This is a genomic window from Mesorhizobium sp. BR1-1-13 (assembly GCF_020165515.1).
Lineage (GTDB): Bacteria > Pseudomonadota > Alphaproteobacteria > Rhizobiales > Rhizobiaceae > Mesorhizobium.
Map to the genome: position 1 here is coordinate 127,581 of NZ_JAIUIH010000011.1, position 17,366 is coordinate 144,946.

15 protein-coding genes and 1 tRNA gene are annotated in these 17,366 nt (G+C 63.4%); 9 read left to right on the top strand and 7 right to left on the bottom strand.

Going from position 1 to position 17,366, the window contains the following annotated elements:
- Positions 1-6: 6 nt before the first annotated feature.
- Complete coding sequence (locus LB533_RS23220) at positions 7-588, bottom strand: DUF1349 domain-containing protein (protein WP_140643722.1); 582 nt, start codon at positions 586-588, stop codon at positions 7-9.
- Positions 589-645: 57 nt separating this feature from the next.
- Entirely contained in the window at positions 646-2,085 is a 1,440-nt protein-coding gene (locus LB533_RS23225; RefSeq protein ID WP_224678290.1) for an aldehyde dehydrogenase family protein, read from the bottom strand.
- Between the two features lie 266 nt (positions 2,086-2,351).
- On the opposite strand from LB533_RS23225, the gene LB533_RS23230 reads away from it, so the two are divergent.
- Positions 2,352-3,005 (top strand): TetR/AcrR family transcriptional regulator, encoded by a 654-nt coding sequence (locus LB533_RS23230; protein ID WP_181169575.1) that lies wholly within the window; start codon positions 2,352-2,354, stop codon positions 3,003-3,005.
- Between the two features lie 68 nt (positions 3,006-3,073).
- On the opposite strand, the gene LB533_RS23235 is transcribed toward LB533_RS23230, so the two are convergent.
- Complete coding sequence (locus tag LB533_RS23235) at positions 3,074-3,559, bottom strand: hypothetical protein (protein ID WP_224678291.1); 486 nt, start codon at positions 3,557-3,559, stop codon at positions 3,074-3,076.
- 422 nt (positions 3,560-3,981) lie between these two features.
- Positions 3,982-4,437 carry a MarR family winged helix-turn-helix transcriptional regulator gene (locus LB533_RS23240; RefSeq protein ID WP_140643729.1) on the bottom strand — a complete coding sequence of 152 codons (456 nt, stop codon included), beginning with the start codon at positions 4,435-4,437 and terminating at the stop codon, positions 3,982-3,984.
- 126 nt (positions 4,438-4,563) lie between these two features.
- On the opposite strand from LB533_RS23240, the gene LB533_RS23245 reads away from it, so the two are divergent.
- Genes LB533_RS23245 through LB533_RS23260 form a run of 4 tightly spaced genes read left to right on the top strand, consistent with a single transcriptional unit; the run spans position 4,564 to position 9,110 of the window.
- Positions 4,564-5,916 (top strand): MFS transporter, encoded by a 1,353-nt coding sequence (locus LB533_RS23245; RefSeq protein ID WP_140643731.1) that lies wholly within the window; start codon positions 4,564-4,566, stop codon positions 5,914-5,916.
- 51 nt (positions 5,917-5,967) lie between these two features.
- Positions 5,968-8,019, top strand: coding sequence for an FUSC family protein (locus LB533_RS23250; RefSeq protein ID WP_224678292.1), 2,052 nt, complete (start codon positions 5,968-5,970; stop codon positions 8,017-8,019).
- Between the two features lie 6 nt (positions 8,020-8,025).
- On the top strand, positions 8,026-8,235 hold the full coding sequence (locus LB533_RS23255) for a DUF1656 domain-containing protein (protein WP_140643735.1): 210 nt from the start codon (positions 8,026-8,028) through the stop codon (positions 8,233-8,235).
- Positions 8,232-9,110, top strand: coding sequence for an HlyD family secretion protein (locus LB533_RS23260; protein WP_224678293.1), 879 nt, complete (start codon positions 8,232-8,234; stop codon positions 9,108-9,110). Before LB533_RS23255 ends, LB533_RS23260 begins: the two co-directional genes overlap by 4 nt.
- 366 nt (positions 9,111-9,476) lie before the next feature.
- On the opposite strand, the gene LB533_RS23265 is transcribed toward LB533_RS23260, so the two are convergent.
- Positions 9,477-9,552, bottom strand: a tRNA-Ala gene (locus tag LB533_RS23265).
- A 173-nt stretch (positions 9,553-9,725) separates the two neighbouring features.
- Complete coding sequence (locus LB533_RS23270) at positions 9,726-10,115, bottom strand: TIGR02300 family protein (protein ID WP_140497238.1); 390 nt, start codon at positions 10,113-10,115, stop codon at positions 9,726-9,728.
- A gap of 207 nt (positions 10,116-10,322) precedes the next feature.
- Between LB533_RS23270 and aroA the strand changes: the two genes are divergently transcribed.
- The 4 genes from aroA to LB533_RS23290 all read left to right on the top strand — a co-directional run bounded on the left by aroA (position 10,323) and on the right by LB533_RS23290 (position 16,497).
- The gene (gene aroA, locus LB533_RS23275; RefSeq protein WP_140643738.1) at positions 10,323-11,681 is read left to right on the top strand and encodes a 3-phosphoshikimate 1-carboxyvinyltransferase; all 1,359 of its coding nucleotides are present in this window, start codon (positions 10,323-10,325) and stop codon (positions 11,679-11,681) included.
- Between the two features lie 265 nt (positions 11,682-11,946).
- Positions 11,947-12,597: a (d)CMP kinase gene (gene cmk / locus LB533_RS23280; RefSeq protein WP_140643740.1), complete on the top strand. Its 651-nt coding sequence runs from the start codon at positions 11,947-11,949 to the stop codon at positions 12,595-12,597.
- 203 nt (positions 12,598-12,800) lie between these two features.
- A complete protein-coding gene (gene rpsA / locus LB533_RS23285) occupies positions 12,801-14,498 on the top strand; it encodes a 30S ribosomal protein S1 (RefSeq protein ID WP_140643742.1) in 1,698 nt (565 codons plus the stop codon).
- 133 nt (positions 14,499-14,631) lie between these two features.
- Positions 14,632-16,497, top strand: coding sequence for a hypothetical protein (locus LB533_RS23290; RefSeq protein ID WP_140643744.1), 1,866 nt, complete (start codon positions 14,632-14,634; stop codon positions 16,495-16,497).
- Here the strand turns inward: LB533_RS23290 and LB533_RS23295 are convergent.
- Positions 16,482-17,189 (bottom strand): SDR family NAD(P)-dependent oxidoreductase, encoded by a 708-nt coding sequence (locus LB533_RS23295; RefSeq protein ID WP_140643746.1) that lies wholly within the window; start codon positions 17,187-17,189, stop codon positions 16,482-16,484. The genes LB533_RS23290 and LB533_RS23295 overlap by 16 nt on opposite strands.
- Positions 17,190-17,366: the final 177 nt, after the last annotated feature.

Consider the following 17,366-nt stretch of genomic DNA (forward strand, 5'->3'; position numbering starts at 1 on the left):
GCGGGTTCAGCCGTGCAGGTCCCGCGAAATCGCCGGGCCGACCGAAAAGCCGGTGAATGTGACCTCGAAGCCTTCGCGCTGCGGCGAACAGCACATCATGCCGACATCCACCGCCTTCGAGACCGGGAAGTAGGCGAGCCGCACCGGTTTCCAATGGCCGTCGGAGACATCCAGATACTGGACGCGGATGGTCTCGGCATGGCGGGTCAACCGGATCCTAACGCCATCCGGACCGGCCGGAATGGTGGCCAACGACCAGTCCGAGGTATCGTTGGTGACGACGACCGAGAAATACATCACGCCGTCGGTATATTCGATGCCGGCCTTGATCCAATGCGTTTCGCTGAGGCGGAGCATCAGCCCCGCCTGGTCGTAGAGCACCTCATAGCGCCCGTTGACCGTGACTTCCGCGGTGAAATCGCCCTCAACGCGCTTGTAGAGGAAATGGCCATTGTCGCGCCAGAAATCATAAAAAGTCTCGCGCCAGAAGTCCGTCTCCTTGCCGGTGCGCACATGAACCGCATCGCCATCGACGGAATGATGCGGCGGCGGATTAAGCCAGGTCAGATCCTCGTCTTGAACTGTCATCGCCTCGTCTCTTGATGCATGCGAAGGCTTCGCCGGCCCGGTCAGCCGGCGCCCCGATCAGCCTGCGAATGTGTAGGCGGTCTTCACGGTGGTGTAGAATTCCATGGCATAGCGGCCCTGTTCGCGCGGACCATAGCTCGACCCCTTGCGGCCGCCGAAGGGAACATGGAAATCGACACCCGCCGTCGGCAGGTTGACCATCACCATGCCGGCCTCCGAATTGCGCTTGAAATGCGTGGCGTGCTTGAGGCTCGACGTGCAGATGCCGGACGTCAGCCCGAATGGCGTGTCGTTGGCGACGGCGAGCGCCTCGTCATAGTCCTTGACGCGGATGACGCTGGCGACGGGTCCGAAGATCTCTTCGCGCGAGCTGCGCATGGCGTTGGTGGCCTCGGTCAACAGCGCCGGCCGAAGGAAGAAGCCCGGCGTCTTGCGATCGAGCCGCTCGCCGCCGAAGGCGAGCGTCGCGCCTTCCCGGACGCCGATGGCGATATAGTCTTCGTCCTGCTTGAGCTGCGTCGCATCGACGACGGGACCGATCTGGGTCTGCGCGTCGAGCGCATCGCCGATGACAAGTTTGTCCATCCGTTCCTTGAGCGCTTCGACGAAACGGTCATGAATGCCCTTCGTCACGATCAGCCGGGACGAAGCCGTGCAGCGCTGGCCGGTCGAGAAGAAAGCGCCGTTGATCGCGCAATCGACTGATGTAGCGAGGTCGGCATCGTCGAGCACCACCAGCGGGTTCTTGCCACCCATTTCGAGCTGGAACTTGCGCATGTGCTCGACGCTCGCCGCGGCGACGCGCTTGCCGGTGCCAACCGAGCCGGTGAAGGTGATGGCGTTGATGTCCGGGCTGTCAAGCATCGCCTGGCCGACCACCGAGCCCTTGCCCATGACGAGGTTGAGCACACCCTTGGGCAGGCCGGCACGGTGCAGTATGTCGACGATGGTCCAGGCGCTCTCGGGAACGAGTTCCGCCGGCTTGAAGACGATGGTGTTGCCATGGGCCAGCGCCGGAGCGATCTTCCAGGCGGGAATGGCGATCGGGAAGTTCCACGGCGTGATGATGCCGACCACGCCGACCGCTTCGCGCGTGATCTCGACACCGACGCCCGGCCGCACGCTAGGCACGACTTCGCCCGAGAGGCGCAGTGTCTCACCGGCGAAGAAATCGAAGATCTGGGCGGCGCGAATGGTCTCGCCAATGCCTTCGGCCAGCGTCTTGCCTTCCTCGCGCGCCAGGTTGCGGCCGATCTCGTCCTTGCGCGCCAGGATCTCGTCCGACGTCTTTTTCAGCACCGCGTGGCGGGCCAGCAGACCCGAGCGCGACCAGGCGGGAAAGGCCGCGTTGGCCGCGGCGATCGCCTGTGCCGCCTGTTCGACACCTGCCGAGGCGTATTCGCCGACGATGTCGCCGGTATCGGACGGGTTGATGTTGCGGGAGCCGGCATCGCCGACCCACTCGCCGTCGATGAGGTTCTGTCGAAGCGGTGCCATGTCGTATCTTTCCTGCTGGTTCGCCGCGTGGCGGCATCTGTGTGATTTGTATTTGCCAGACAATTGCACTGCGGGAAAGCGCGCTTTTGCACGGACGGCCGCGACAAAGCCTCTCGCTTCGCGGCCCCGCACGACCTGCTGCCCGGGGCGCATCGCCCTGGCCCAACAGCTTCGGCGACACATCGTTCCAATCACCGCGAAACGCGTCTGTACATATATGTCCATAGCCTTGATTTACTTGGGGCGGCGTGTCATGCGTCGTGTCGATGGAAGCCACCGACAGGACAACCCAGCGCGCCGGCGCCACCGGCAACATCAAGGTTACACGGGAAGACTGGCTCAAGCTCGCGCTTGAAACGTTGATTTCGGACGGCGTTGAACGCGTCCGTGTGCAGACGCTCGGCCAGAAACTCGATGTGTCGCGTTCCAGTTTCTATTGGTACTTCAAGAGCCGCCAGGACCTGCTCGACCAATTGCTGGATTATTGGCGGCAGACCAATACAAGGTTCATCGTCGAACGCGCCGCGCGGCCTTCCGCGACCGTTATCCGCGGGGTGATGAGCATCTTCGAGTGCTGGGTGGACGAGAAGCTGTTCGATCCGCAGCTGGATTTCGCGATCAGGGCGTGGGCCCGGCGATCGCCCGCCATCAGGCGGGCTCTCGACGAGGCCGACGAGGAGCGCGTCGACGCCATTCGCGATATGTTCAGGCGCCACGGCTATGACGAGGAAGACGCCTTCGTGCGCGCCCGCGTGCTCTATTTCATGCAGATCGGCTACTACTCGCTCGAGCTCAACGAACCGATGAGCAGCCGCCTGCCGCACGTCGCGTCCTATCTGCGCAGCTTCACCGGCCAGGAGCCCACGGCGCAGGATGTCGAGGACTTTTCCCGCTATGTCGAGAGAACCGTCAGCCGTTAGTGGCGTCTCATCGATCGATCAACGCGCAATGCGAAAGCGGGCCGAGACGGCCGCTGCCGGCTTCTCCCTCAGAGCGTGAACGACCAAAACAGTGAGGCCAGCGTGGCCGCCGCGAAGACAACGAAAAACAGGCTGCGCAGCAGGACGTTGCGGCGAAGCTCGTTCATGACGAAATGGCACCCTGCGATGGCCGCCGCGAACAGGAAGCGCCAGTTCAGAAGCGCCCACAGGGCACCGCCCTGACCGAAGGCCCACCGGGCGACGAGACAGCCGACAATGGCGGCAAACAGCACGATCACCGTCCAGAAGATGGCGTCGGCTGCATGGGTCAGGACGATCCTGGCGGCCCTGATCGGCAGGATCATCATCAGAAGCGCGCTGAAGAAATAGACGGCGGCCATCGGAACGAACATCCCGGCATCGGCCATGCCGTCGAGGCGCCTTACACCCATCGCGCCGTAGGGATAACCGTGCCTGGCCACCGCCAGGCTCAAGCCCATGAGCAACGCGGTCAGCACCGCGACCAGGGCGAAGGACGTGAGGGCTTTGCTCATGACGGTCCCGTTCAAAGCGAATCAAAACAGGAACCGTTTTAGTCAATGGCTGCATATTGCGTAAGCGTCGGCGTGGCCGACGCCGGCGAAATCGGGCAGCCCGGCACCTAGGCGCGCCGACTGGCCCATCCTGACCTCCAGGCTATTCGGCGGCGGTGCCTTGAGCGACAATTTTTCTTGGCGTGTTGGCCGAAAACGAGTGGGCCGCGATCCAGCGGGCCCGATGGTTCAAAGACCGCCGCCCCAGTGGATGCAGATAGATCAAGGCTGGCACCGCTGGTAAAGCCATCGAATGGGAACTCGAATTGAGCGAAACTGCCGACCTAACCGCAACCAACGACGGCTAAGTTTAGCCGACACACTAGATGACGGTGCCGCGAGCGGAAGCGTTGATGGTCGCTCGCGCCAACGCCAGCTATCGGCTATCTTTCGTTGATGTTGTCCCACAGCCTGGATTGAAGTCGTTTCAGCACCGAGGAGGTGATTTCCATCTCTTCGTCGCTGATCCGCGCCACCAGTTCGTGCCGCAGTTCGGCCAGGACGGCGTTGATCGATTTCATCCTGGCCGCGCCTTCCTCGGTGAGGGAGAGGATCTTTGCCCGACGGTCGCTGGTATCTTCGCGCCGGGTGACCAGTCCCTCCGCGATAAGGAGGTCAATGAGCCGGACGACGGACGGCCCGTCGAGACCGGCCTGCTCCGCGACTGTACCCTGGCGGGCTTCGCCGCCCAGTTGCCACAATGCCAGCAGGGGCATCGCCACCGCATGCGAAATTCCGTAGCGGTCGAGCCTGTCATTGGCATTCCGGCGCCATAGACGCGCGACGTTGGTCACGAGCTGGCCAACCGTTTCCCGGTTCCTGGATTGATCGTCGCCCATTGTCAAACCTTTGCATACAATCTATTTATATGCAATCTAATCCTGGTGCGCTGCGGCGACCAGGAGATGCATATCGACAATGAAAAACAGCCGGCGCTCCACGAGCGCTTCGTCGGGGTATCATAAATGTCATACATAACCGAAGCGCTACCTGCGGGGACCGTTCCTGCCAATCCACGTTCGCGCGTCATCCTCGCCAGCCTGATCGGCACGACCATCGAATTTTATGATTTCTATGTTTACGCCACGGCTGCGGTGTTGGTTTTCCCGCATCTGTTCTTCCCGGCCGGGAATGAGGCGACCGCGCTTCTGGCTTCCTTCGCCGTATTCGGCGCGGCCATGATCGCACGCCCGCTGGGCGCCGTTTTCTTTGGCCATCTCGGCGACAGGCGCGGCCGCAAGATCACTCTGGTCGGGGCGCTTCTCACCATGGGGATTGCCACCTTCCTGATCGGCCTGCTTCCGACCTATGCGGTTGCGGGCTGGCTTGCGCCCGCCCTGCTCGTGGTGCTGCGGCTGGCACAGGGCTTCGCGCTCGGCGGCGAATGGAGTGGCGCGGCCCTCGTCGCCACGGAGAACGCTCCAAGGAACAAGCGCGCGATCTACGGCACGTTTCCACAACTCGGCGCGCCCATCGGCTTCATTATAGCCAACGGGCTGTTCCTGGCCATGGCTGCCGTGCTGCCGTCCGACGATCCGTCGATGCCGTCGGCCGCCTTCCTGTCATGGGGATGGCGCATACCGTTCCTGTTCTCGATCGTCATGGTCGCCATCGGCCTTTGGGTGCGGCTCAGCCTCGTCGAAAGCGCGGCATTCGAGAACACCGTCCGCAAAGGTCAGGTCAGGAAGGTGCCGCTGGCGGCGGCCCTGAAGACGCACCGCAAGGAACTCGTCCTTGGCACCTTCTACATGCTCGCCACTTACGTGCTTTTCTACCTGATGACGACCTTCTCTCTCAGCTACGGCCGGGCGGCTCCCACGGGCGCGGTTCCGGGCCTTGGCTACGACTACACCACCTTCGTGCTGATGATGATCATCGGCGTGGTGTTCTTCGGCATTTTCACCATGGTTTCCGGTCCCTGGGCGGATCGCTGGGGCCGCCGCAGGACGCTGATCTGGATCACACTTGCGATCGCCGTGTTCGGCCTGTTGTGGGTACCGATGCTGGCGGCGGGCACGGTCGGTGTCATGGCCTGGCTCATCGTCGGCTTCGCCCTCATGGGCATGACCTTCGGGCCGATGGGCGCGCTGCTGCCGGAACTGTTTCCCGCGAATGTCCGCTACACGGGCTCAGGCATTTCCTACAACGTGTCCTCGATCCTCGGAGCCGCCGTGGCGCCCTTCATCGCGGTCGCCCTGTGGAGGACCGGGGCGGGGAGCCCGTTCTGGGTGGGCATCTATCTGACAGCGATGAGCTTGCTCACCTTGATCTCGCTGCTGATCGGGCAGGAGACGAAAGATGTCGAGATCGACAGATAATCCGGGAAATCCGGACACAGTCGGTCCGCCCGGCTGGACGGGGGCGAAGCCATGACACTTCCTTCCTGGCGGGACTGGCTGTTTTCGTTCAAGGCGTTCCTGGCTTCCATGCTGGCGCTCTACATCGCGCTGGCATTCGACCTGCCGCGCCCCTATTGGGCGATGGCGGCCGTCTATGTGGTGGCCAATCCGCTCGCGGGGGCGACCAGTTCGAAGGGCCTCTATCGCGCACTGGGAACGCTGATCGGCGCCACCGCGTCCGTCATCCTGCTGCCGATGTTCGTTAATTCCCCGCTTCTGCTGAGCCTCGTCGTCGCGTTCTGGACGGGCGGTCTGCTCTACATCTCCATGCTGGACCGCACGCCCCGGAGCTACGTCTTCATGCTGGCGGGGTATACGCTGCCGCTCATCGCGCTTCCCGCCGTTGATGCGCCCTCGACGATCTTTGACATCGCCACGGCCCGCAGCCAGGAGATCATCCTCGGCATCGTCTGCGCCAGCGTCGTCGCACAGGTCGTGTTTCCGATGGGGCTGTCCTCGCTCCTGTCGGTTCGCGTCTCCGGTTGGCTGCGCGATGCGGCCAACTGGGGGGACGAGATCCTGCGCGGCGAGGGTGCGGTCCCGGCGACGCCGCTGGGACGGCAGAAACTCGCAGCGGATATTTCCGGCCTGGACATGCTCATCAGCCAACTCGCCTACGACGCGCATACGCGCGGCGTGACCCGCCAGGCGCGCGAGTTGCGCGGACGGTTGATGATGCTCATGCCGCTGTTCTCGTCGCTGGCCGATAGGCTGCATGCGCTGAAGGCGCAAGGCAAGGACCTGCCGCCACGGCTGGCGGACCTGCTTGGCGAAATCGCCGGCTGGCTGGCAGGCGTGGAGGACCAGGAGCGAGCGAAACGGTTTCGAGCCGAACTCGACCAATTGGCTCCGCCCGCAAGGTCGGCGGAGTGGGTCAGCCTCATTCTCGACAGCGCGCTCGCCCGGTTGCGCGAGATCGTCGATCTCTGGCACGACTGCCTGGTGCTGAGGGACCGGATCGCCGCCGGAAACCCGCATCGCCCAAAGCTTGCCTTCCGCCGCCGGCGCACGGTCGTCCGGATTCGGCACTACGACCACGGCATGATGGTCTTCTATGCCGCCTCGGCTGTCGCGGCGACGCTCGTGGCGAGCGCGCTGTGGATCTATTCGGGCTGGGCCGAGGGAGCCGGCTTCGTGCTGATGGTCGCAGTGGCCTGCTCCTTTTTCGCCGCGCAGGATCGGCCAGCCCCGCTTCTTTTGTCGATGTTCATCTGGTGCACCGTCAGCCTGCTGGTCACCGGCGCCTATCTGTTCGCCATCCTGCCGATGGTGCATGGCTTCACCATGCTGGCCCTGGTGCTGGCGCCACCCTTCCTCGTGCTGGGCACACTCATCCCGAGGCCGCAATTGAGCATGCTGGCCATGCTGCTCACCGTCAACACCGCCTCGTTCATCGCGCTAGGCAATCGCTTCTCGGCCGATTTCCAGTCCTTCGCCGGTGGAGGGATCGCCGCGCTGGCGGGGGTTGGCTTCGCCCTTTTGTGGAACCTGGTCACCCGCCCGTTCGGCGGCGAGATCGCCGCCCGGCGCCTGGTCAACGCGGGGTGGTCGGATCTTGCCGAATTGGCCGCAGGTAGCCGCGCCCAGGATCATGAGCGCCTCGCGGGCCGCATGCTGGACCGGCTCGGCCAACTTGTCCCACGCCTGGCGAGCATGGAAGACAAGGAACTGGCCAGGACGGACGGCTATGCCGAGATAAGGCTTGGGCTGAACATCGTCGAACTCCAGCAGCTACAGCGCCGCCTCACACCAGATGAAGATGCCGACGTGCGGACAGTCCTGTCCGGCGTGGCGGACCTGTACCGCGAGCGTGTGCGCCGTCGTTCGGCCATCGACCCATCGCCGCAACTGCTTCACGAGATCGATACTGCTCTCTCCGGCGCCTCGCGCCGGGAGGCGCTGCCCGCACGCCGTGCCGTCGACGCGCTCGTCGGCATACGCCGCGCGCTTTTCCCGAATGCCGTACCGCCATCCCAGGAAGGCGAACTGCCGGCTATTCCTCTATCCGCGGCCGCCGAATAGGTTCCCATGCAGACCGAAATCAACATCCTCGGCGTCTACCTGCCCGGCCTGCTGGTCCTGATGCTCGTCGCCTTCGCGGTCGCGCGGCTGATCTGGCAGGTGCTGTCGTGGACAGGCATCTACGGCCTCGTCTGGCATCGCGCGCTCTTCAATCTCGCGCTCTACGTTCTGATCCTCGGCGCAATGTCCTCGTTTTCCGATTGGTTGCTTCCATGAAAAATCGCTATCTGCGCCTGGCCGGGCGCGTCCTCATCACCCTCGTCGTGGTTGCTGCCGCCGCCGGTGTCGCCTGGAAACTATGGGACGACAACATGAACGATCCGTGGACGCGCGACGCCCATCTGCGCGCCGATGTAGTCGGGGTCACGCCCGACGTTTCGGGCCTTATCACCGACGTTCTCGTCCACGACAACCAGACGGTCAGGAAAGGCGACGTTCTCTTCCGCATCGACCGGCAGCGCTTCGCCATCGCGCTGGAGCAGGCCGTGGCAGTGGTGCAAGGCCGGCAAGCGCCGCTCGATCAAGCCAGGAAGGACCTCGCCCGCCGCGAGCATCTCGGCGATTCGATCGTGACGGTCCAGCAGCGCGAACAGTCTCGCGCCGCCGTCGCCGGAGCCGAGGCCGATTACCAGCAGGCCGTCGCGGCCCGCGACCTGGCGCAACTGAATCTCGACCGCTCCGACGTGAAGGCGTCGGTAAACGGCACCATCTCCAATCTCAGCCTCCGCCCCGGCGACTATGTTTCCGCCGGACAGGCGGTCATGGCCTTGGTCGACGGCGATTCCATGCGGGTCGAGGGCTATTTCGAGGAAACCAAACTTGGCCGCATCGACATCGGCGCCAAGGTCGCCATCCGACTGATGGGACAGCCTGGCACGCTGACGGGACGGGTGGAGAGTATCGCTGCGGGGATCGAGGACCGGGAGCGGGCAGCGGGATCGCTGCTGGCCAACGTCAATCCGACCTTCACCTGGGTCCGGCTGGCGCAGCGCATCCCTGTACGCATCGCCATCGAGAACGTGCCTGCGAATGCAAGGCTGGTTGCGGGCCTCACGGCGACCGTCGTGGTCGACCAAGGCTCGAACCGCTAGGTGTGAGCCTTTTCAGGAAGCTGTCCCTTCAAACCTGACCGAGTGAAGCTACCAGGCTTCAGCACCATCGGAGACTCCGAACGAACATCCAAAAGGATGCCCGTGTCACCGGCAGCATCGAGAGGAGATGGCGCCGTCGATCATTGAAGGCCGTCTTTCCAAAGCCGATGCGGCGCATCCCACGAGCATCAATTGTCAAAACGGCTGGAACCTATCTAGGCCGCTAAGACTAAGCGCTCAGAAAGGCGGAAACCCGCAAATCGTAAGTCTCACGTCCAGGCGTTTCTAGAAATGCGCAGCTAAACCTAGGAAAAGGCGCAACTATTTTCCAGTCTATAGAATAGTAGAATTAGAGAGGTGACTGTTTGGTGGAGCCAATCGGAATCGAACCGACGACCTCTTGAATGCCATTCAAGCGCTCTCCCAACTGAGCTATGGCCCCACTTCCGGCAGTCAACCGGCGCCGTTTCCGGCGAAGAGATCCGGCGCGGGTTGGAGACCGCGCCGTTAGTGCAGGCGGCTTCTAACCCCGCCCTTCGTCAATATCAAGCCTTCATCAGCGGCTTTTTCTTCACAAGCTGCGAAAGCAAGCAAACGCTTGCGTTCCCGGCCTTGTCAGACCTCGTCGTCGTCGTCGCCGACGCCGATCATGTCGGCGACATCGTCGTCTTCTTCCTCTTCGTCGGCGAGGAACGTATCGTCCTCGTCGTCGCCCAGGTCGACATCATCCTCGTCGTCGCCGAGATCGGGCAGATCGTCGCCCTTGACGTCTTCGTCAGCCTCTTCGAGCGAGACGACTTCTACGCCCTCCTCGTCCTCGGCGTCCACTTCCTTCTCGGCCACTTCCTCTTCCTCCTCGAGGGCGGCGATCTTGCCTTCCTCGAAATAGGAACGCGGATAGGTCTTGCCGGTGTAGGGCGAGACGATCGGGTCCTTGTTCAGGTCGTAGAATTTTCGACCCGTTTCAGGGTCGATACGCTTTGTGCCAAGTTCGGTTTTTGCCACGGCAAGCCTCGTCGATAAAAGAGTGGTCCCCTTAACCACTGTTTGCAGCGCTGTCAAAGCCAAATGCCGGCGTCACAAAACCGTACGTTGAAAGGCCTAGCGTCAAGTGACGACCATGGGGGATGACCATTTCGGCCCACCGTGATACGAGACCGCCGCAACAAATGAAAAGCGCCGGCCCGCCGGCATTCCGTCCAGGGAAATTCCATGTCTCACGCCGCCGCTTCCAAGCCGGCCACCGCCCGCAAATGTCAAGCGCTTTCCGGTACGGCGCGCGTTCCGGGCGACAAGTCGATCTCGCACCGCTCCTTCATGTTCGGCGGGCTCGCCTCCGGCGAGACCCGCATCACCGGCCTGCTCGAAGGCGAGGACGTGATGCGCACCGGTGCCGCCATGAAGGCAATGGGCGCGCATATCGAAAAGCGCGGCGACGAATGGGTGATCCGCGGCACCGGCAACGGCGCGCTGCTGCAGCCGGAAGGGCCGCTCGACTTCGGCAATGCCGGTACCGGCTCGCGGCTGACCATGGGCCTGGTCGGCACCTACGACATGGAGACGACCTTCATCGGCGATGCTTCCTTGTCAGGTCGGCCGATGGGCCGCGTGCTGGAGCCGCTGCGCCAGATGGGGGTGCAGGTGCTGAAGGCGACGCCCGGCGACCGCATGCCGATCACGCTGCATGGACCAAAGCATGCCGCCCCGATCACCTATCGCGTGCCTATGGCCTCCGCGCAGGTGAAATCGGCGGTGCTGCTTGCCGGCCTCAACACGCCCGGCATCACCACCGTCATCGAGCCTGTCATGACGCGCGACCACACCGAAAAGATGCTGAAAGGCTTTGGCGCCAATTTGTCGGTCGAGACCGACGAGCGCGGCGTGCGCCATATTTTCATCGAGGGCCAGGGCAAGCTCACCGGCCAGACGATCGCGGTGCCGGGCGACCCATCCTCGGCCGGCTTCCCGCTGGTGGCCGCGCTGATCGTGCCGGGTTCCGACATCGTGATCGAAAACGTGCTGATGAACCCGACCCGCACCGGGCTGCTTCTGACTTTGCAGGAGATGGGCGGCCAGATCGAGATCTTGAACCCTCGTAACGCCGGCGGTGAGGATGTCGCGGACCTGCGCGTGCGTTATTCCGAACTCAAGGGCATCACCGTGCCGGCCGAGCGGGCGCCGTCGATGATCGACGAGTATCCGGTGCTGGCCGTTGCCGCGAGCTTCGCCGAGGGCGAGACGCTGATGCAGGGGCTGGAGGAACTCAGGGTAAAGGAATCCGACCGGCTGTCGGCGGTCGCCAATGGACTGAAGCTTAATGGCGTCGACTGCACAGAGGGTGAGGCATCGCTCGCGGTGCGCGGAAAGCCCGGCGGCAAGGGGCTCGGCGGCCATCCCAATGGCCCGGACACGACCGTGCAGACCCATCTCGACCACCGCATCGCCATGAGCTTCCTGATCATGGGGCTGGCGACCGAGAAGCCTGTGACCATCGACGACCAGGCGATGATCGCCACGAGTTTTCCCGAGTTCATGGGCCTGATGAAGGGGCTGGGCGCGGAGATTGAGTAGCGGTGGTGTTCGTGCCCCTTGGAGATTGGCATCCGACATCCCTCACTTCGTCATCCTGGGACGAAGCAAGGAGCGAAGCGACGCGGCGCAGACCCCAGGATCCATGCCGTGACTTCAACGCCCTGCGACTGTGCAAAATTCTGCTCCGCAGCATTCCTTGGCTGAGGTCACGGCATGGATCCCAGGGTCTCCGCTCCGCTTCGCGTTCGCTGCGCCCTAGGATGACGAAGACGAGTGGGTCCTTTACCGCAAGCAAGGCGTGCCAATGACCCCCACCTTCACCATCGCCATCGACGGGCCCGCCGGCGCCGGCAAAGGCACGCTGGCGCGGCGGCTGGCCGATCACTACCGGCTGAACCTGCTCGATACAGGTCTGACCTATCGTGCGGTGGCTTACGCGCTACTCCAGCACGCGCTGCCGCTCGACAATGTCTCGGCGGCCGAGACCGCCGCGCGTCAGGTCGATTTGGCAAAGCTCGACCGGGCGGTGCTGTCGGCGCATGCGGTGGGCGAAGCAGCTTCGAAAGTCGCGGTGTTCCCGACCGTGCGGCGCATCCTGGTCGAAAAGCAGCGCGAGTTCGCAAAAGCGCCGCCGGGTGCGGTGCTCGACGGCCGCGACATCGGCACCGTGGTGTGTCCCGATGCCGACATAAAGCTCTATGTGACGGCCAGCGCCGAGGTGCGGGCACAGCGGCGGCTGGCCGAGATCGAAAGCATCGGTGGCACCGCCGATTTCACCGAGATCCTCGCCGATATCCGGCGCCGCGACGAGCGCGACATGGGCCGCGCCGACTCGCCCTTGAAGCCTGCCGCCGACGCGCACTTGCTTGATACCAGCGAAATGGCTATAGAAGCCGCGTTTCTCGCGGCCAGAGCTGTCATCGACGACGTGCTGTCCAAGGGAAACAAGGCCTGATCCGGGTTTTCCCTCGTGCTTCCGTTGCTGGAGGCGAAGGAAATACCCATATCGGGCACGAACCAGCCTGCCAGCATTCTTCATGCGCCGGACTTGCCGCCTTAAGCGGCCAAGGGCTCTTTGCCCGGAACGCCGGCAGGCCAACGCAACGCTAACCCACGGCGCACGCTCCGCTAAAAATGCGGGGCATTCCAGGAGAAACAATGTCTGTAGCAAATCCCTCTCGCGATGATTTCGCGAGCATGCTCGAAGAATCATTCACCGCCGGCCATTCCGGCGAGGGCCAGGTTGTCCGGGGCACGATCACCGCGATCGAAAAGGACATGGCCATCATCGACGTCGGCCTCAAGGTCGAAGGCCGCGTGCCGCTGAAGGAATTCGGCGCCAAGGGCAAGGAATCCACCCTCAAGGTCGGCGACACGGTCGAAGTCTATGTCGAGCGCATCGAGAACGCGCTTGGCGAAGCCATGCTGTCGCGCGAGAAGGCTCGCCGCGAAGAGAGCTGGGTGCGTCTCGAAGAGAAGTTCACCAAGGGTGAGCGCGTCGAAGGCGTCATCTTCAACCAGGTCAAGGGCGGCTTCACCGTCGACCTCGACGGCGCCGTGGCGTTCCTGCCGCGCAGCCAGGTCGATATCCGCCCGATCCGCGACGTCTCGCCGCTGATGCACAACCCGCAGCCCTTCGAGATCCTCAAGATGGATCGCCGCCGCGGCAACATCGTGGTGTCGCGCCGCACCGTGCTCGAGGAGAGCCGCGCCGAACAGCGTTCGGAAATCGTGCAGAACCTCGAAGAAGGCCAGGTGGTCGAAGGCGTGGTCAAGAACATCACCGATTACGGTGCGTTCGTCGACCTCGGCGGCATCGACGGCCTGCTGCATGTCACCGACATGGCATGGCGCCGCGTCAACCATCCGACCGAGATCCTCAATATCGGCCAGACGGTCAAGGTGCAGATCATCCGCATCAACCAGGAAACCCACCGCATCTCGCTCGGCATGAAGCAGCTCGAGAGCGATCCGTGGTCGGAGATCGGCACCAAGTTCCCGATCGGCAAGAAGATCAAGGGCACCGTCACCAACATCACCGACTACGGCGCGTTCGTCGAGCTGGAGCCGGGCATCGAAGGCCTCATCCACGTTTCGGAAATGTCGTGGACCAAGAAGAACGTGCATCCCGGCAAGATCCTGTCGACGACGCAGGAAGTCGATGTCGTGGTGCTCGAAGTCGATCCGGCCAAGCGCCGCATCTCGCTCGGTCTCAAGCAGACGCTCGAGAACCCGTGGGAGGCTTTCGCGCGCAGCCATCCGGTCGGCAGCCAGGTCGAGGGCGAGGTCAAGAACAAGACCGAGTTCGGCCTGTTCATCGGCCTGGAAGGCGACGTGGACGGCATGGTCCACCTTTCCGACCTCGACTGGACCCGTCCGGGCGAGCAGGTGATCGAGGAGTACAACCGCGGCGACATGGTCAAGGCGCAGGTGCTCGACGTCGACATCGAGAAGGAGCGCATCTCGCTCGGCATCAAGCAGTTGGCCCGCGACACGGTTGGCGAAGCGGCGACTTCAGGCGAACTGCGCAAGAACGCCGTCGTCACCTGTGAGGTCATCGGCGTCAAGGATGGCGGTCTGGAAGTGCGGCTGGTGGAAAGCGGCATCGAGACCTTCATCAAGCGCTCCGACCTTTCCCGCGACCGCGACGAGCAGCGCCCCGAGCGCTTCACCGTCGGCCAGAAGGTCGACGCCCGCGTCATCGCCTTCGACAAGAAGACCCGCAAGCTGCAGGTCTCGATCAAGGCGCTGGAAATCGCCGAGGAGAAGGAAGCGGTCGCCCAGTACGGCTCGACCGACTCCGGTGCCTCGCTGGGCGACATCCTGGGCGCCGCGCTGAAGAAGCAGGGCAACTAAGGCGCCAGCCATCGGCGGCACGCTCGCGTGCTGCCTTACAAAAAAGACCCGCCGGAGCGATCCGGCGGGTCTTTTTCTTTACGGGAACATAAACTTCCTCGCGTATTTGCTGGCGGTCCAACGGAATACTTCCATGAGCAATGGCGACGCCAACGCCGCTGCGCGACCTTCGTGGTTGCCAGGTCTTTATACCAGCTCGCCGGTCCTGTTCTGCTTTTTCGGAATGGCGATGCTGATGACCGCTCTGTGGTCCCTGGGCTTCCGGCTCAACAATGACTCCGACGATCTCCTCAAGCTGCACGAAATCCGTACCTTGCTTGAAACGGGCAACATCTTCGACCGGACGCTGCCCGGTATTGTCCAGCCCGAACCCTATGTCTCACACTGGCCGTGGATCGTCGACTTGCCCTACGCGGCCTTCGCGCGCCTGTTCGCCCCGTTTGCAGGCCCAGAGCCGGCTTTGATGCTGGCATGCTTCGCCGTCCCGCTGCTGCTGCTCGCACCCGCGCTTTATTTCTACAACCGGCTGGTGACCGCCATCGGCTTTGCCTATCCGGCCGTTGCATTCCCATTGGCTTTGATCTTTGCCGCGCGCAGTTTTTTCGAATTCGCCCCCGGACGGATCGACTACCACAATCTGCAAATCCTGCTTCTGCTGGCGGCCCTGGTGTTGATGCTGTCGCAGAGCCGCCTCTCCGCCTTCGTCAACGGGCTGCTGACGGCCCTGGCAATCGCCATCAGCAGCGAGTTCGCGCCGTTCTATGCCCTGGTGATGGCGGTCTATGCCTTTGATTGGATCTTCGACCGCGAGGGCGGTGAAAACAGGATCGCCGGTTTCGGGCTGGCCTTGACCGCCGGCGCAATCGGCCTGTTCGCGGCGATCGTGCCGCCCTCCGCCTATGACGCGGTCAGATGCGACACGTATTCGACGCCACATGTGACGGCACTGGCCGCGGCCGGGCTCTCATTCGCCATCGTGCCCTTGCTTGCGGGCCGGCGTGGAGGATGGCCGATGCGCACGGCCATTCTGCTGGTGTTCGCGGCGGCCAGCGCCGCGGCGCTAGCGAAGTTGTACCCGCAATGCCTGGCCAGCCCCTATGCCTGGCTCGACGCCTATGTTCGCGACAACATGATCAACAGGATTCTTCAGGAGTTGAGCCTGTTCCGGCGCCCTGATGTCGTCCTGTCGACAGATTTTTTCAGCATGGCGCTGCTGTTTATCGGCGCGCTTGCGCCAGTCGTCATCTGCGCCAAGCCGCAAGGTCGAAGTCGGCCCATCATCATTTTGGCGCTGTTTTCGCTGCTCTCGCTGGCGCTTGCGATCGGTTATGTCCGCTACTACCGCTACCTTCCGATCTTTTCAGGCATCGGCCTCATTTTCTCGCTGGCGAGCCTCCTGCCGAATACGGGGTTGGGTCGCTATTTGAAATCTCCGGTGCCGGCGGCATCGAACAGATACGCATTGATCCTGCCCGGTCTCGTTTTGTCCGGGGCGATGCTGCTGTACCACCTGTCGGTAAAGCCGCCCGAAGCGGTGGTTCCCGCCGCCGAGTTCGCCGACAGCTGCTTTTCGAGCCGTTTTGAACCGAAGCAGAACTGGCCGTCTGGCGCCGTCGTTCTTTCTCCCCCGCTGATCGGCGCGCGTTTCGTGGCGCTCGCCGAAGGGCCCAAGGTGGTGACGATCCCCAATCACCCGTCAGCCAAGGGAATCGAGCGCAGCTATCGTTTTCTGGATCCGGCGACCGCCGACCCGCGCGCGATACTCGATGCCTCCAAGGCAACGCATGTCGCAATTTGCGCCTGGCGAGGCCCGCCATTGCCGGGGCTGGAAGCCGCCTATCCATTCGCGGCGGGGCTGATTGAAGGCCGGCCGCCGACATGGTTGCGGGAGTGCCCGACGGATGCTTCCTCGCCGCTGCGCTTCTACAGCTATCGCAATGCCGATGGATCGGATGCCGCCTGCCCTGTTTCAACGGCCTCCGCTCAAGCCCGGCCGTAGAGCGGTACCAGCGTGCCGCTCATCGCCTGGTTGGCGGGCGAGGCAAGGTAGGCGATGGCCTCGGCCGCCGCTTCGAGGCTGACCCATTTGCTGAAATCGGCATCCGGCATGTCGGCGCGGTTGGCCGGCGTGTCGAGCGTCGAGGGCGCCACCGCATTGACCAGGATGCCCTGGTGCTTCAGCTCTTCCGCCATTGCCACCGTCATCGCCGCTACCGCAGCTTTGGAGGCGGCGTAGGCGACCATGCCCGAGCCGCGGCGCGGATCGAGCCCGGCGCGTGCCGTGACATTGACGACGCGGCCGGCGGTGCCCGCCGCCAGCATCGAGCGTACCGCCGCGCGGCTGCACAGGAACGCGGTGCGGGCATTGGTATCCATCATCTCGGCAAAGGAGGCGGATTCGATCTTCTCCACCGGCGCCATGGCAAAGCCGCCGGCCAGATGGATCGACCCCCACAAGGCGGGAACCTGGGCATAGAAGGCTTCGACCTTGGCGGAGTCCGACAGGTCGACATTGTGTGCCAGCTTGACGTTCTCGTGCGTGGTGAAAGGGAAATGCGAAGGTGCCGCGGCATGGGCGTTCGGCACATGGCAAACCGCGCCCTCGCCCAGCAGCTTGCCGACGACCGCGCCGCCGAGCGCACCGGTCCCACCGGTCACAACGATATGCCTGCCCTGAAGTGTTTCCGTCATCCTGGACCGCTCCTGTCTTTTTTGATTATGTCGCTTGTTTCGCCGCGCCGACGCGAAGCGTCGCGCCTTTCATGCGATCACTCAATTGATATCTCGACATGGCAGCCGTCGCGTCTTTGCATGTGTCGGGCAGCGGCGATTGTTGCCGCGCAAAAGCCAAGCCGGCGAATGACCACG